Annotated in this window: 14 protein-coding genes; 7 read left to right on the top strand and 7 right to left on the bottom strand. The window is 71.6% G+C overall.

The window, feature by feature from the left end; genetic code table 11:
* The first annotated feature begins 27 nt into the window (after window positions 1-27).
* From AC2D80_RS09975 to AC2D80_RS09960, 4 genes are read left to right on the top strand one after another with little or no spacing between them, the layout of a single operon-like run.
* Window positions 28-1,548, top strand: a complete 1,521-nt coding sequence (locus tag AC2D80_RS09975; RefSeq protein WP_484632865.1) for a DUF4331 domain-containing protein — start codon at window positions 28-30, stop codon at window positions 1,546-1,548.
* Window positions 1,545-1,814: a hypothetical protein gene (locus AC2D80_RS09970; RefSeq protein WP_484632864.1), complete on the top strand. Its 270-nt coding sequence runs from the start codon at window positions 1,545-1,547 to the stop codon at window positions 1,812-1,814. The genes AC2D80_RS09975 and AC2D80_RS09970 overlap by 4 nt, the downstream gene beginning before the upstream one ends.
* Window positions 1,814-2,959 (top strand): tetratricopeptide repeat protein, encoded by a 1,146-nt coding sequence (locus AC2D80_RS09965; RefSeq protein WP_484632863.1) that lies wholly within the window; start codon window positions 1,814-1,816, stop codon window positions 2,957-2,959. The genes AC2D80_RS09970 and AC2D80_RS09965 overlap by 1 nt, the downstream gene beginning before the upstream one ends.
* A complete protein-coding gene (locus AC2D80_RS09960; RefSeq protein WP_484632862.1) occupies window positions 2,956-4,083 on the top strand; it encodes a HupE/UreJ family protein in 1,128 nt (375 codons plus the stop codon). The genes AC2D80_RS09965 and AC2D80_RS09960 overlap by 4 nt, the downstream gene beginning before the upstream one ends.
* 14 nt (window positions 4,084-4,097) lie before the next feature.
* On the opposite strand, the gene AC2D80_RS09955 is transcribed toward AC2D80_RS09960, so the two are convergent.
* The 5 genes from AC2D80_RS09955 to AC2D80_RS09935 form a co-directional block, all read right to left on the bottom strand.
* Window positions 4,098-4,949: an enoyl-CoA hydratase-related protein gene (locus AC2D80_RS09955; protein WP_484632861.1), complete on the bottom strand. Its 852-nt coding sequence runs from the start codon at window positions 4,947-4,949 to the stop codon at window positions 4,098-4,100.
* A gap of 4 nt (window positions 4,950-4,953) precedes the next feature.
* Complete coding sequence (locus AC2D80_RS09950; RefSeq protein WP_484632860.1) at window positions 4,954-5,253, bottom strand: hypothetical protein; 300 nt, start codon at window positions 5,251-5,253, stop codon at window positions 4,954-4,956.
* A 63-nt stretch (window positions 5,254-5,316) separates the two neighbouring features.
* A complete protein-coding gene (locus tag AC2D80_RS09945) occupies window positions 5,317-6,501 on the bottom strand; it encodes a Y-family DNA polymerase (RefSeq protein WP_484633318.1) in 1,185 nt (394 codons plus the stop codon).
* A gap of 71 nt (window positions 6,502-6,572) precedes the next feature.
* On the bottom strand, window positions 6,573-7,724 hold the full coding sequence (locus AC2D80_RS09940) for an alpha-hydroxy acid oxidase (protein ID WP_484632859.1): 1,152 nt from the start codon (window positions 7,722-7,724) through the stop codon (window positions 6,573-6,575).
* A 127-nt stretch (window positions 7,725-7,851) separates the two neighbouring features.
* Window positions 7,852-10,272: an alpha/beta hydrolase fold domain-containing protein gene (locus AC2D80_RS09935; RefSeq protein WP_484632858.1), complete on the bottom strand. Its 2,421-nt coding sequence runs from the start codon at window positions 10,270-10,272 to the stop codon at window positions 7,852-7,854.
* A 155-nt stretch (window positions 10,273-10,427) separates the two neighbouring features.
* On the opposite strand from AC2D80_RS09935, the gene AC2D80_RS09930 reads away from it, so the two are divergent.
* Window positions 10,428-11,951, top strand: coding sequence for a class I adenylate-forming enzyme family protein (locus AC2D80_RS09930; protein WP_484632857.1), 1,524 nt, complete (start codon window positions 10,428-10,430; stop codon window positions 11,949-11,951).
* A 12-nt stretch (window positions 11,952-11,963) separates the two neighbouring features.
* On the opposite strand, the gene AC2D80_RS09925 is transcribed toward AC2D80_RS09930, so the two are convergent.
* Window positions 11,964-12,464 (bottom strand): hemerythrin domain-containing protein, encoded by a 501-nt coding sequence (locus AC2D80_RS09925; RefSeq protein ID WP_484632856.1) that lies wholly within the window; start codon window positions 12,462-12,464, stop codon window positions 11,964-11,966.
* Between the two features lie 158 nt (window positions 12,465-12,622).
* On the opposite strand from AC2D80_RS09925, the gene AC2D80_RS09920 reads away from it, so the two are divergent.
* A complete protein-coding gene (locus AC2D80_RS09920) occupies window positions 12,623-12,955 on the top strand; it encodes a DUF805 domain-containing protein (RefSeq protein WP_484632855.1) in 333 nt (110 codons plus the stop codon).
* A 6-nt stretch (window positions 12,956-12,961) separates the two neighbouring features.
* On the opposite strand, the gene argH is transcribed toward AC2D80_RS09920, so the two are convergent.
* Window positions 12,962-14,413 carry an argininosuccinate lyase gene (gene argH / locus AC2D80_RS09915; RefSeq protein ID WP_484632854.1) on the bottom strand — a complete coding sequence of 484 codons (1,452 nt, stop codon included), beginning with the start codon at window positions 14,411-14,413 and terminating at the stop codon, window positions 12,962-12,964.
* 135 nt (window positions 14,414-14,548) lie between these two features.
* Here argH and AC2D80_RS09910 point away from each other — a divergent pair, with 135 nt between their 5' ends.
* Window positions 14,549-15,610 (top strand): sensor histidine kinase, encoded by a 1,062-nt coding sequence (locus tag AC2D80_RS09910; RefSeq protein ID WP_484632853.1) that lies wholly within the window; start codon window positions 14,549-14,551, stop codon window positions 15,608-15,610.
* Window positions 15,611-15,621 lie beyond the last annotated feature (11 nt).

Here is a 15,621-nt window from a genome sequence, read left to right as displayed (position 1 = left end):
TGCCGTCAATGCCCGTGGAGACCTCCGATGTTAGTGAAACCCCGTGCCCTGGTGGGCGCTTGCGTGGGGATGCTCATGGCCACTGCGGCCCTGGCGTCCAGCCACCGCGAGGCCCCCTTCATCACCACCAGCCCCAAGGTGGACGCGACCGACTTCTACATGTTCCGCAGCTACGAGTCCGGTCGCAGTGGCTTCGTGACGCTGATCGCGAACTACCAACCGCTGCAGGACCCGTACGGCGGTCCGAACTACTTCCTGATGGATCCGAACGCCCTGTACGAGATCCACATCGACAACAACGGCGACGCCCGCGAAGACATCACCTTCGGCTTTCGCTTTGACAACCGGCTGGCCAACAACAACGCCGGTGTGACACTGCCGATCGGTGGCGTGAACGTGCCGATTCCGCTGAGCCAGGCGGGCGTCGTGACCGCCGGCAGCGACGCGGCGCTCAACGTGCAGCAGAACTTCACCCTGAGCGTGCGGCGCGGCGAGCGCAGCAGCGCGGCGGTGAACGTGGGCACCTTCAAGAAGCCGTTTGACCACATCGGCACCAAGACCTTCCCGGACTACGCGGCCTATGCCGCGCAGCACGTCTACTCGGTCAACCTGCCGGGTTGCAGCACGCCGTCGCGCGTGTTCGTGGGCCAGCGCCAGGACCCGTTCGCGGTCAACCTGGGCACGATCTTCGACCTCGTGAATGCGCCGGTCGATGTGATCACCAACCCCGCGCTGATCAACGCCGCCCCCAACACCATCGGCGACAAGAACGTCACCACCCTGGCGCTGGAAGTGCCGATCAGCTGCCTGACCAGCGGCCCCAACGCCCCGGTCATCGGCGGCTGGACGACCGCCAGCCTGCGGCAGGTGCGCCTGATCGACGGCGCGCCCGGCAGCGGCCTGCAGAGCGCCGAGCGCGCCGGTGGCGCCTGGACGCAGGTCTCCCGCCTGGGCATGCCCCTGGTCAACGAGGTCGTCATCGGCCTGCCCGACAAGAACCGCTTCAACGCCAGCAAGCCGCGCAGCGACGGCCAGTTCGCCACCTACGTGACCAACCCCACGCTGCCGGCGCTGCTGGAGATTGCGCTGAACCTGCCTGGCACCGCGCCGACCAACTTCCCGCGCACCGACCTGGTCACGACCTTCCTCACCGGCATTCCCAACGTGAACCAGCCGGCGGGCGTGGTGGCCTCGGAGATGCTGCGCCTGAACACCGCCATCCCGGCGGTGCCGTTCGCCGAGCAGAACCGCCTGGGCATCGTGGGCAACATCCTGGCCGGCGGCAACGACAACGCCGGTTATCCAAATGGCCGCCGGCCCAAGGATGACGTGGTCGACATCTCGCTGGTGGCGGTGATGGGTGGCCTGTGCATGGCCAACGGCGACAACAACGCGCTGGGCTTCGGCACCGCCTGCCGTCCCTCCGCGGTGCCCCTGGGCCAGACCGCCTTCCGCCTGCACGACGCCGTGGACCAGGCCGTGGTGCCGCTGCTGTCGGGCTTCCCGTACCTGAACACGCCGATCCCCGGCGCCGGAGGTGCCCAATGACGCCGGCCGAGCGCCCGACCCGCACCGCCCGGTGGTGCGCCGCGGTGCTGCTGAGCGCCGGCCTGCTGGCCGGTTGCGGCGGCGGTGGCGATGGCGGTCCGGTCACGGCCGCACCGCTCACCGCGGTGCCGGCCGCCATCGGCAACAGCGTGGACGCGCTGCTGGCCTTTGCCCTCGGACTCATCACCACTGACACCGGTGAGCCGCTGAGCCTGGGCACGGTCCAGCCCGCGATCAGCGACACCGCCGAGCCGAGGGATCTGTGATGCCGGGGGCACCGCGCAGGATCGGTCTGCTGCTGGCCCTGGGGGTCGCTGCCGCGCAGGCCACCGTCATGCCGGTGCCCGCCGGACCCGACGACGCGGTGGTGGAGGTGTTGCCGCAGGTCACGCGCCTGCGGCCCGCCGCCACCCCCGCGACCCCCGACGCCCTCGCGCGCCCCGCCGTCCCCCTGGCGGCGGCGCTGGCGCGTGAGGCCATCGAGACCGCGCGCCGCACCGGCGACGCGCGCTACTGGGGCCGCGCCCGCGCGGCCCTCGGCGCCTGGTGGGACGACCCCCGGGCCCCGGCCGATCTGCTGGTCCTGCAAGCCACCGTGCTGCAGGGCCAACACGCCTTCGACGCCGCCGCCGTGCGCTTGCAGCAGGCCCTGAGCGTCGATCCCTTGAACGCGCAGGCCTGGCTCACGCTGGCCACCCTGCAGCGCCTGCAGGCCCGCTACGACGAAGCCCTGCGCGCGTGCGCGGGGGTGGCGCGCGCCGGCGCCGGCTTCCACGCCCGCGCCTGCGCGCTGGAACTGCGCAGCCTGCGCGGCGACGACACCGCCCGCGACTGGGCCGCGCTGGCCGCGGCCGCGCCCGATCCCGGCTCGCTGGCCTGGGTGCAGTCGCTCTGGGGCGAGCATCTGGAGCGCCAGGGCGACGACCGCGGCGCCGCCGCGCGCTACCAGGACAGCCTGCGCGCCGCCCCCGACCTCTACACCGCCCTGGCCCTGGCCGATCTGCGCCTGCGCGGGCAACAGCCCGATGCCGCGCTGCGGGCGCTGGCCGATCAGCCCGAGACCGATGCGGTGCTGTTGCGCCGGGCTGCGGCCTGGCGCCAGCGCGGTGACGCGCGCTGGCAGACCGCCCTCGTGGCCCTCCTCGACCGCCAGCGCGGCCTGGAACGGCGCGGCGAGGACCTCACGCCCCACGCGCGCGAGTTTGGCCTCATGGCCCTGTGGCTGCAGGACGATCCCCGCGCCGCCCTGCGCTGGGCCGAGCGCAATCTCACGCTGCAAAAAGAGCCGATCGATTGGTGGATCGCGCTGGAGAGCGCGCGGCGCACCCGGCAGATCGATCGGCTGGCCGCGTGGCGCGAGCAACTCGCGGCCGCCGGACTGCGCGACGTGCGCCTGCGGGTGGCGTCGTGACCGCGTGGGCCCGCGCCCGGCGGTGGATCGCCGGGCTGGTGCTGGGCGCGGGCGCGCTGGCGCCCGCCTGGGCCCACAAGGGCAGTGACGCCTACCTCGCGCTGGCGCCCGAAGGGGCGCGGATCTCGGTGGCGCTGAAGGACCTCGACCAGGCGGTTGTCCTGGATGCCAACGCCGATGGCCGCGTCACCTGGGGCGAGGTGCGCGCGGCCGAGACCGCCGTGCACGGCCTGCTCGCGCGCGACCTGCGCTGGCTGGACGAGCGCGGCGCTGCGTGCCACGCCGACTGGCGTTTCGCCGGCCTGGAGCGGCGCAGCGATGGCACCTACTGGGTGGCCGAGGCCACCTGGCCCTGCGCCGGCGCCGACGCGGTGCGCCGGCTCGACTACCGCCTGTTCGCCACCACCGACACCAGCCACCGCCTGCTCCTGTCGGGCGAGCGCGCGGGCCAGCCGGTGCTGGCCACGCTGGCGCCCGGCGAGTCCCACGCTTTCGCCGCCGCGGCGCAGGCGCAGGGGCGCCTCGACACGGTGGTCGATCATGTGTGGCTCGGTGCGGCCCACCTGTTGCAGGGGCCTGACCACATCGCCTTCCTGCTGGCGCTCGTGCTGCCGCTGCACCTGGCCCTGCGTCTGCCGGGGCGCGCGTGGAACGCCGGGCGCCCGCCCGAATGGCGGGGGCTGCTGGCGGCCGTCACCGCCTTCACCGTGGGGCACTCGATCACGCTCGGGCTGGCCACGCTGGGCTGGCTGCGCGTGGGCGGCCCGTGGGTGGAGACGATGATCGTGGTGTCGATCGGCGCGACCGCGCTGCTCAACCTGTACCCGGTGCGCCGCCTGCCCAACGCCGCGCTGGCGCTGGTGTTTGGGCTGGTGCATGGCCTGGGCTTTGTCGGTCTGCTGCGCGAGGCCGGGGCGTCGCCCGCGCTGCTGCCCTGGGCGCTGCTGGGCTTCAACCTGGGGATTGAGCTGGCGCAACTGGCGCTCGTGGCGGCCTGGGTGCTGATCGTGCAGCCGGCGGTGCACCGGCCGTGGTACGAGGCGCGGGTGGTGCGCGGTGGGTCGTGGGCCTTGCTGGGCGCGTCGGTGGCGCTGCTGGCCTGGCGCGCCGCGTCAGCCGCCTGAGCGCGGCCGCCGCATCAGCCCAGCGACTGGAAGGACTGCAGCGGCGCCAGCGGGGTGAAATCCCCGGGGCGCTTGTCCTTCATGGCCGCGATGGCCTCGCGCACGTGGGCGTTGCTCCAGATGGCGCCCTGCAGCCAGCCCATCTGCCGCAGGCTGTCTTCCACGCTGTGGTCGCGGGCGTAGGTGACGGCCTGCTTGGTGCCCCAGATCGCCACCGGCGGCTTGGCGGCGATCTCCCGCGCGCACTGCAGCGCGGCCTCCACGGTGGCTGCGTGGGTTTCAAACACCTCGTTGACCAGACCGCTGGCCAGCGCGCGCCCGGCGGTCATGCGCCGGCCGGTGTAGGCAAGCTCTTTCACCAGCGCGAAGGGGATGAGCTTGGGCAGGCGCTGCAGCGTGCCCACGTCGGCCACCATGCCGATGTTGATTTCCTGGATGCAGAAGAAGGCGTCGGCGCTGGCGTAGCGGATGCAGGCCGCGCTCACCATGTCCACCGCGCCGCCGATGCAGCCGCCCTGGATGGCGCAGATCACCGGGATGCGCAACTGCTCCAGCCGCGTGAACGTCGCCTGCATGTCGCTGAGCAGGTCGAAGATCGCGGCCCGGCCCTCGGGGCTCTGGTCGTCCATCGTGATCGCGCCGCCGAAGGTCTCCAGTGCCATGCCGGCGCTGAAGTGCTTGCCAGTGCTGCTGATCACCAGCGCACGCGCGGTACCGTCGCGGTGCAAGCGGGCGAGCACGTCGTCGAGCTCGCGCCAGAACGTGGGGTTCATGGTGTTCATCGCCTGCGGGCGGTCGAGCACCAGGTGCGCCACGTGGTCGGCGCCGACGGACAGGTGGAAGCAGGTGAGGGCGGTGTCGTTCATGCGGTCATTGTGATGAGGCCGGCGTCGCCAGCCAGTCGCACCTGAGACGCTGCGCCGCGTGGGCCCGCGCCCGCCAGCGCACGTACAGGTGGGGCAACACCATGCCGGCCACGCACAGCGGCACCGCCCACACCACCTGCAGCACGGCCGACGGCAACCAGCCCAGCCAGCCCATCAGCCACAGCGTCAGCACGCCGTCGAACAGGTGGTACTCCAGCGGGCGCTCCTCGCGGTGGTCGACATGCCACTGCTTGATGCGCTGCAGCTCGGCCAGCGTGACGCGGGGGGGCGGTGTCGTGGACATGGCGCGCTCCAGGAGGGTGGAGCGGTCACTGTAAGTTTCCCGTCAGCGCCCGTCAAACCGCGGTCAGAACAACCGGTCGGTGGCCGGGGTTGTCGGCGCCGCGGCGGCGGGATCGCCGGGCCGGCTGAGCTTGGCCACCCGCACGCCCAGCAACCGCAGGCGCCGCGACAGGTCGACCCGCTTCAGGCACTGCCCGGCCGCGCGGCGGATCGCCGCCGCGTCCGCCGTCGGCGTGGGCAGGGTGAGGTCGCGCGTGACCTTCTCGAAGTTGTCGTAGGTCAGCTTGATGCCGATGGTGCGACCCTCGTAGCCCTTGCGCGCGAGGTCGGCGGCGACCTGCTCGCACAGCCGGGTGAAGATCGCCCCCAGCGCCTCCCGGTCGCGCACCGCGTGCAGGTCGCGGTCGAATGTGGTCTCCCGGCTCAGGCCCACCGGCTCGCTCTCGGTCACCACCGGCCGGTCGTCCCGGCCCCAGGCCGCGTCGTGCAGCCAGGCGCCGTGGCTGCGGCCGAAGGTCGCGATCAGCCAGTCGCGGTCCCGCGCCGCCAGTTCACCGATCGTGGTGATGCCATGGGTCTGCAGCTTCGCGTCCGCCTTGGGGCCCACGCCGTTGATCTTGCGGCAGGGCAGCGGCCAGATGCGGGGGGCGAGGTCGTCCGGCTGGACGATGCTGATGCCGTTGGGTTTGTTGAACTCGCTGGCCATCTTGGCCAGCAGCTTGTTGGGCGCCACGCCGATCGAGCAGGTCAGGCCGGTGGCCTCGGCGATGCTCTTCTGGATGAGGCGAGCCAGCACGCGACCGCCCTCGCGCTGCCCGCCCGGCACCTCGGTGAAGTCGATGTACACCTCGTCCACGCCGCGGTCCTCCATCACCGGCGCGATGTCGGTGATCACCCGCTTGAAGGTGCGGGAGATGCGCTTGACCTCGTCGAAATCCACCGGCAGCAGCACCGCCTCCGGACACAGCCGGGCCGCCTTCATCAGCCCCATCGCCGAGCCCACGCCGAAGGCCCGGGCTTCGTAGGTGGCGGTGGTGGCCACGCCACGGCCCACGTAGTCGCGCAGCCGCGGAAAGAAGTCGACCGGAATGCGGTCCAGCGAGTCCGGGCCCCACGCCCGGTCGGGGAAGGCCGCGCGCAGCCGCTCAAACAGCGCGTCCTCGCGCCGCCGGCCACCGCCAATCACCAGCGGCAGCCCGCGCAGCTGCGGGTACCGGCGCAGCTCGACCGACGCGTAGAACGCGTCCATGTCGAGGTGGGCGATGCGGCGCGGCGGCGGGGTCACGCCGGCGAGAATAGCGGCGCGTCGGCCGCCACGCCTCAGGTCGGGTAGGTGCCAGGCAGCAGGATCGACTTGTCCACCGTGTCAATCTGGGTGTGACCACAGAAGGCCATGGTGATGTCGAGCTCCTTGTGCAGGATCTCCAGCGCCCGCGTCACGCCGGCCTCGCCCATCGCCCCGAGGCCATAGAGCATGGCGCGGCCGATGTAGGTGCCGCGCGCGCCGAGCGCCCGCGCCTTGAGCACGTCCTGCCCGCTGCGGATACCGCCGTCCATGTGGACTTCGATGCCCGAGCCCACCGCGTCCACGATCGCCGGCAGCGCCTCGATGCTGCTGGGCGCGCCGTCAAGCTGGCGCCCGCCGTGGTTGCTCACGATCAGCGCGTCCGCGCCCGAGGCCACGGCCAGCCGCGCGTCCTCCGGCTCCATGATCCCCTTGAGAATGAGCTTGCCGCCCCAGCGCTTCTTTATCCACTCCACGTCGCCCCAGTTCAGCGCCGGGTCGAACTGCTGCGCCGTCCACGACGACAGGCTGCTCATGTCGGCCACCCCGGTCACGTGGCCGACGATGTTGCCGAACTGGCGGCGCGGCGTGCCCAGCATGCCCAGGGCCCAGCGTGGTTTGGTCGCGATGTTCAGGATGTTGGGCAGCGTGAGCTTGGGCGGCGCCGACAGCCCGTTCTTCAGGTCCTTGTGGCGCTGGCCCAGGATCTGCAGGTCCAGCGTGAGCACCAGCGCGCCGCACTGCGCCGCCTTGGCCCGGTCGATCAGGCGCTCGATGAAACCGCGGTCCTTCATCACGTACAGCTGGAACCAGAAGCCCGGCCCGGCGTGCTGCGCCACGTCCTCGATCGAGCAGATGCTCATGGTCGACAGGGTGAAGGGAATGCCGAACTTGCGCGCCGCCTTGGCGGCCAGGATCTCGCCGTCGGCGTGCTGCATGCCGGTCAATCCGGTCGGCGCGATCGCCACCGGCATCGCCACCGATTCGCCCACCATGGTGGTGCGGGTGCTGCGGTTCTCCATGTTGACCGCCACCCGCTGACGCAGCTTGATCTTCTGGAAATCGCTTTCGTTGGCCCGGTAGGTGCTTTCGGTCCACGAGCCGGAGTCGGCGTAGTCGTAAAACATGCGCGGCACGCGCTTCTGCGCCAGCACGCGCAGGTCTTCGATGTGGGTGATCACGGGCATGGCTTGTCTCCGGGGCGGTGGTGGGGTCGTCAGGTGCCGGCGATGGTAGGGCGGGCGTCCGGGCGCGGGTTGTGAAACCGGGCGGGTCGGGGGTGAAAATTTTTGTGCGCGGCGGTCGCACCGTCGATCAGCCGAAGCGGTAATCCTCCCAGCGTGGCCGGGCGACGGCGCGGACGTACTCGGCGGTGAAGCCGGGGAAGAGGGCGGTGATGCGGCCGCTGTCGTGGCGGTACCAGCTGCGGCAGTGGCTCCAGACTGAGCCGTCGAGCCGGGCCTGGAGCGCGGCGTTGTGGGCGCGCATGGCCTCGTCGCGGACCTCGATGTGGCGGTGGCCGCCCGCGCGCACCGCGGCCATGCAGGCCAGCGAGTGCTGCACCTCCGGCTCAATGTAGAGCAGGGTGGAGGTGTGGCCGGTGCCGGTGTTCGGGCCGAGCAGCAGGAACAGGTTGGGAAAGCCGGCCACGCTGATGCCGTGGTGCGCCTGCGGGCCGTCGGCCCAGGCGTCGCGCAGGCGCTGGCCGCCGCGGCCGGTGATGGTCAGCGACGACAGTGGCTGGTGGGTGTCAAAGCCGGTGGCGCAGACGAGCACGTCGACAGGCCTTTCCGCGCCGTCGGCGGTGCGGATGCCGGTGGGTGTGATGGCGGCGATGGGGTCGGTGACGAGCTCGACGTTCGGGCGAGCGAGGGCGGGGTAGAAGTCGTTGCTGTAGATGATGCGTTTGCAGCCCAGCGGGTAGGGCGGCACGAGGCGCTCGCGCAGGGCGGGGTCGGGGATCTGGCGCTGGCGGTGCAGGGTGGCGGTGCGCAGCATGCCGCGGCGCGCCAGGGTGCCGTCGTCGAAGCCCCGCCGGCCCCATTCGAGCACTTGCATCCAGGCCCAGCGGGTGAACCGTGCGTAGGGCGGCCAGTGCGCGAGCCAGCGGTCCAGTGCGGTGTAGCGACGGTCCAGCCGCGGCAGCACCCAGTTGGCGGTGCGCTGGAAGACGTGCAGTCGGGCGGCCTGCTGCGCGATCGGACCGACCAGCTGCGAGGCGGTGGAGCCGGTGCCGATGACGGCCACGCGGCGTCCCTGCAGCGGCACGCGGGCATCCCAGCGGGCGCTGTGCAGGCGCTGTCCGGTGAAGGTGTCGAGGCCGGGGATGTCGGGCCAGCGCGGCTGGTTGAGGGGGCCGGTGCTGCAAACGAAGAAGCGGGCGCGCAGGGTGGCTGACGTGGGGGCGCTGCCGGGCGCCGGGGCGTCGGGGCTGGCCTCGGCGCGGACGTACCAGCGGTGATCGGTCTCGTTGAAGCGGGCTTCGGTCAGGCGGGTGTGGAAGCGGATGCGGTCGAGCAGGCCGAAGCGTTCGGCCAGGGCCTGCTGGTAGCGCTGGATTTCCGGCGCGGCGGCGAAGCGGCGGGTCCAGCCCGGGTTGGGCGCGAACGAGAAGGAGTACACCGGGGCGGGCACGTCGACGTGGGCGCCCGGGTAGCGGTTATCCCACCAGGTGCCGCCCAGGCCGTCCTGCTTTTCGACGATGACGAAACGGTGGCGCCCGGCGCGCTGCAGGGCCAGCGCGGCGCACAGGCCCGACATGCCGGCGCCGAGGATGAGGACCTCGGGGTCGCCCGGCAGGTGGGCGTGGGTGAAGGAGGCGAGGCGGTTGATCGCGTCGTCGGCGCTGGGCAGCAGGCCGGCCTGCAGCTGGAACACGTGCCAGCGGCCGCGGGTGATGTCGCAGCGCGCCGTCACGCCGGCCGCGCGCAGGGCGCGGTGCAGGTCCAGGGCCTGGTCGTGCAGCAGCTCGTCGGTGCCGGCCTGGATCAGCGTGGGCGGCAGGCCGCGCAGGTCGGCGCGGATCGGCGAGATGGCGGGGTCGTCCGCCGGGGTGGCGCCGCGGTAGTGGGCGCTGCAGGCCTCGGCCCACGCGGGGCTGAGCATCGCTTCGCCGGGTACCGGCGGCGGCAGCGGGTCCGGAATGACCTGATCGGCCCAGGGCGAGAGTAGCAGCAGCGCGGCGGGTTGGGGGCCGCCCGCGTCGCGCAGGGCCAGGGCGGTGGCCAGCGCGAGGCCGCCGCCCGCGGAGTCGCCGCCGATCACGACCGGGCCGCGCGCGGCCAGCGCACGAAACGCGGCCAGCGCGTCCTGCAGCGCGGCCGGGTGGGGGTGCTCGGGGGCGAGGCGGTAGTTGGCGGAGAACACCGGCAGCCCGCTGGCGCGCGCCAGCCGCCCGGTGAGGGCGCGGTGTGTGGCGGCCGAGCCGATGCAGTAGGCCCCCCCGTGCAGGTAGAGCACGGTGCCGGCCGGCGCCTCGTCGCTGCGCGGCTGGAACCACTCGCCGGGCACGCCGCCGGCCTCGCCCGTGCTCACCGTCACCGAGCGCGGCACCGGCGCGGTCGTGCGGGCCAGCGTCTCCAGCCAGGCACGCTGGAAGCGGATCGACCAGCGCGGTGAAAAGACCGGCTTGATGAGGGCGCGCAGCAGCGCGCGGTGCAGGCCGGCCAGCGCGCGGTCGCGCCACGAGGTGGGCGTGACCACCACCGGACGGTCGAGGGAATGCGGTTCGCTCATGGCGGGGCAGTGTAGGCAGGGGCCCCGCCGGGCGCGAGGCCGGGGGCTGCTCGCTTTCCCCGAGTCGCTGTCGCCGACGCGTCGCCTCCCCCGCGCGATACCCCCGTCCGGGCGCGCTATCGTGCGTGTCCGCCCGCCGACCCGGAGAACGACCCATGAACCTCGCGCACCTGTTGCAGCGCCAGGCCCAGCAGCACCCCGACCGCACCGCCCTGTGCCTGGGTGAACGCCCCGTGGCCACCCACGCGCAGTGGGCGCGGCGCGCGGCCCGCGTCGGCCACCGCCTGCGCGAGGCGGGCCTGCGCCCGGGCGACCGGGTGGTGCTGTTCGCGCGCAACCACCCGCGCTACCTGACCTTGCTGTTTGGGGTGTGGTGGGCGGGGCTGGTGGCGGTGCCGGTGAACGCCAAGCTCCACCCGCGCGAGGTGCAGTGGATCCTCGACAACGCGCAGGCGCGCTGGGCTTTCGTGACGTCCGACGTGGCGCCCGATCCGTCGGTCTTCACCGGCCTGGATGGCGTGATGGACCTGGACGCACCGGCGCTGGATGACTGGCTGGACAGCGGCGACGGCCTGCCGGCCATCGAAGAGCGCGCGGGCGACGACACCGCCTGGCTCTTCTACACGAGCGGCACCACCGGCCGGCCCAAGGGCGTGATGATCACGCACCGCAACCTCCTGACGATGGCCACCGGCTACTTCGTCGATGTGGACCCGGTGGGGCCGGGCGATGCGATCGTGTATGCCGCGCCCATGTCCCACGGAGCCGGCCTTTACGCGCTGCCGCACCTGCTGGCCGGCGCGCGCCACGTCGTGCCCGCGTCCGGTGGTTTCGACGCCGCCGAGCTGTGGACGCTCGGTCGTGCGGTGGGGCCGCTGTCGCTGTTTGCCGCGCCCACCATCGTCAAGCGCCTGGTCGACGAGGCCGAGGCCCAGGGGCTGGGGCCCACCGACGCGGCGCGCGCGTTCAAGACGATCGTCTACGGCGGCGCGCCGATGTATGCCGCCGACATCCGTCGCGCGCTGCGCGTCATGGGGCCGCGCTTTGTGCAGATCTACGGCCAGGGCGAAAGCCCGATGACGGGCACCGTGCTGAGCCGCGCCCACCTGGCCGACACGGCGCATCCGCGCCACGAGGCGCGCTTGGCGTCGGTGGGCGTGGCGCAAACGCCGGTGCGCATCCGCGTGGCGGGTCCGCAGGGCGAATCGCTGCCGGCTGGCGAGATCGGCGAGGTGTTGATCCGCGGCGACACCGTCATGGCCGGCTACTGGCGCCACCCCGAGGCCAGCGCCGCCGCCCTGCGCGACGGCTGGCTGTGGACCGGCGACATGGGCACGCTCGACGGTGACGGCTTCCTCACGTTGAAAGACCGCAGCAAGGACTTGATCATCAGCGGCGGCAGCAACATCTACCCGCGCGAGGTGGAGGAGGTCTTGCTCATGGCCCCCGGCGTGGCCGAGGTGGCGGTGGTCGGCGCGCCCGACCCGGCGTGGGGCGAGGCGGTGGTGGCTTTCGTGGTGCCGGCGCCGGGCATCACCCCCGATCCGGCGGCGCTGGATGCCTTTTGCCTCGACCACATCGCGCGGTTCAAGCGGCCCAAGCGCTATGTGATGGTCGACGCCCTGCCCAAGAACCACTACGGCAAGGTGCTCAAGACGGCGCTGCGCGAGCGCGTCTGAGCCTCCCGCGGCTCAGGCGCAGCCCGCGCTGCCACAGCCGCTGCGCGCGACCGGCGGGATGGCGCCCGGCGTGCGCAGGGTCTCGGTGCGTGTGTCGAAACCGACCTCGCGCAGGTGCTGGGCCAGACCGGCGTCCATCGTGGCCGCGTGCTGCGGGAACCATTCGGCCAGCGCGTCCACCAGCCGGCCGATGATGTCCGTGTCGCCGCGGGCCGCGTGATCTGCCACCGCGCGCAGGGTCTCCAGGATCGTGGCGTGGTGGCTGGCGTGGCAGTTGTCCGGCGCGAAGCCGGTGGCCACCATCCAGCGCTCTTCCTGCGCGAAGTGATCGACGGTGTGGTCGAGGAAGGCGTGGTACAGCGGCAGCTGCTCATCGGGCGCAGCGAGCCGCAGCGCATTGAGCTGCGCCACGAATTCGGCGTGCGTGTCGTCCATGCGCGCGTCGCCGGTGTGCAGGGCGGGGGTCCAGTCCAGGGCCTGGGCCATGGTGTCGGGGGCGGTGTCGGTGGTCATGGCGGGGAATCTACGGTCTGGCGGGCGGCGCGCCCTTGATCGCCGTCAAGCCACGCTGCCGGCATACCCCCCGGCTGGTCGACGGCCCGCCTGCGTAGGGTGGCGTGCACGCGGCGGCGGGGTGCCGCCGCGATCATCGCCACACCACGAGGGATCTCATGGGCTTCACCGACGCCGTCGCTTCCTGTTTCCGTCAGTACGCCACTTTCAGCGGCCGCGCCCGCCGCAGCGAGTACTGGTGGTGGTACTTGTTTCTGATCATCGCCACGGTGGTGACTGTCTTGATCAGCGACGTGCTGTACGCCGTGTTTGCCGTGGCGGTGATGCTGCCGGCGCTCGCCGTCACCGCCCGCCGCCTGCACGACATCGGCCGCAGCGGCTGGTGGCAGCTGATCGCGCTGGTGCCTCTGGTCGGCTGGGTGGTGCTGATCTGGTGGCTGGTTCAGCCCGGCGATGCCGCGGGCAACCGCTTCGGCGAGTCGGCCGCCTGAGCGGGCTCAGCCCAGGCGGGCGCGGTGGCGCGCGATCTGGGCGCGCACCTGCGCCGGCGCCGTTCCACCCAGCGTGTTGCGGGCCTCCAGCGAACCGCGCAGGCTCAACACCGGGTAGACGTCTTTCTCGATGCTCGGGTGGAACCCCTGCAGCACCGCCAGCGGCAGGTCGGACAGGTCGCACTGGTGAGAGGCCGCGGCCTTGACCGCGTGAGCCACGATTTCGTGCGCGTCCCGGAAGGGCAGGCCCTTCTTCACCAGGTAGTCCGCCAGATCCGTTGCGGTGGCGAAGCCCTTGTTGGCCGCCGCTTCCATGGCCGCGGCGTTGACGGTGATGCCGCCTTCCTTTTGTCCCGTGGCCGGATTCAGCTGACCACCGACCATCTCCGCGAAGATGCGCAGCGTGTCCTTGAGGGTGTCCACCGTGTCGAACAGCGGCTCTTTGTCTTCCTGGTTGTCTTTGTTGTAGGCCAGCGGCTGGCCTTTCATCAGCGTGATCAGCCCCATCAGGTGACCCACCACCCGGCCGGTCTTGCCGCGGGCGAGTTCGGGCACGTCGGGATTCTTCTTCTGCGGCATGATCGACGAGCCGGTGGTGAAGCGGTCGGCGATTTTCACGAAGCCGAAGTTCTGGCTCATCCACAGGATCAGCTCTTCGCTCAGGCGGCTGACGTGGACCATGCACAGCGACGCGGCGGCGGTGAATTCGATGGCGAAGTCCCGGTCGCTCACGCCGTCGAGGCTGTTCTGGCAGACCTGAGGCTCGCCGCGCTCGTCCACCATGCCCAGCGTGCGCGCCACGCGCTCTCGGTCAAGCGGGTAGGTGGTGCCGGCCAGGGCGGCGCTGCCCAGCGGCAGGCGGTTGGTGCGGCGGCGCACGTCGGCAAAGCGTTCGGCGTCGCGCGCAAACATTTCCACGTAGGCCAGCAGGTGGTGGGCAAAGCTCACCGGCTGCGCGACCTGCAGGTGGGTGAAGCCCGGCAGGATGACATCCACGTTCTTCTCGGCCACGTCCACGAGCGCGCGCTGCAGGTCGGTCAGCAGGCCGCCGATGAGATCGATCTCGCCGCGCAACCACAGGCGCACGTCGGTGGCGACTTGGTCGTTGCGGCTGCGGCCGGTGTGCAGCCGCTTGCCCGCGTCGCCCACCAGCTGCGTCAGCCGGGCCTCGATGTTGAGGTGCACGTCCTCCAGGTCGAGCTTCCACTCAAACGTGCCCGCCTCGATGTCGGCCGTGATCTGCGCCATGCCGCGGCGGATGTCGGCGAGGTCGGCCGCGCTCAAGATACCCTGTGCAGACAGCATCTCCGCGTGTGCGAGACTGCCGGCGATGTCGGCCTGCCAGAGGCGCTTGTCGAAGAAGACGCTGGCCGTGTATCGCTTGACCAACTCGCTCATCGGCTCCGAGAATAGGGCGGACCAGGCTTCGGACTTCTTGTCGAGTTGGTTGGTGGACATCGTGAGCCAGCCTCGAGGGCCGTTGCAGAAAACGGTGTTGGAAGAAGATGTAGGGGGAGCCTGGCGCGAACGCCAGCGAACATGCCAGCGAACGGGCCGCAGCGGCCGAACGATCGCACAACGGAATCGTCTGCCGTGAAAGATTCGCGAATTTTATCGACCTTCCAGGAACTGCCCCATGCCGCGCGGGCCCGGCCGTTCGCCGAGATGCCCGAGCACGTGAAGGTCCGTGTGCAGGTCTTCGACACCTGCCAGCCGGGCGTGGTGCTGCGGGCGGTCCTGTTCATTGAAGCGACCATGGCCGTGGCCGCCATGTTTCTGGCCACAGGCGTGCTGTCGTGGTTCGCGCAGGTGGGCGTGCTCACCGGCGCCGCGTTGCCCGCCACGCTGGTCTGGCTGCTGTCGGTCTGTGCGCTCAAGCGCGTGATCGGTCGGCTGCCGGAGGCGGGCCAGTGGGGGTTCGGGGCCGGTCTCGGCGCGCTGTGCGGTGTGCTGGGCTGCGGTCTGCTGGCCACGCTGGGCATGGTCGGACACGCCCCCTGGCTCGCCAGCGCGGCCGCCGGAGCGCTGCTGGCCGCAGCGATGGTCGCCGGTCTGTTGTGGCGCGCCCGGGCGCGGATGCCCGCGAGCACCAAGGCGCAGCTGGCCGAACTGCAGGCCCGCATTCGCCCGCACTTTCTGTTCAACACCCTCAACAGCGCCATCGCCTTGGTGCGCGAGGAGCCGGCCAAGGCCGAAAACCTGCTGGAAGACCTGAGCGAGCTCTTCCGTCATGCGCTGGCCGACACCAAGGAGGCCGTGCCGCTGCGTCAGGAGCTTGAGCTCGCGCGCCACTACCTCGCCATCGAGCAGGTGCGGTTTGGCGAGCGCCTGCAGGTGGAGTGGGCGATCGACGAGTCGGCCTCCAAGGCCCGCCTGCCGCCCCTCATCCTGCAGCCGCTGGTGGAGAATGCGGTCAAGCACGGGGTGGAGCCGAGTCCAACCGGCGCGGTGGTGCGCATCAGCACCCAGCGCCGCGGCAGCGTGGTGGTCATCAAGGTCACCAACACGGTGCCCGGGGGTACCGGCAAGCGTGGCAACGGTCTGGCGCTGGACAATGTCCGCCAGCGCCTGACCCTGCTGCACGATGTGCAGGGGCGTTTCCAGAGCGCCCTGGTCAACGGCCTTTTCCAGGTTCGCCTGGAAATTCCGCTGTGAGTCGATCTATC

This window comes from Hydrogenophaga sp. T66, assembly GCF_057219855.1.
This window is presented reverse-complemented; position numbering and strand designations above follow the sequence as displayed.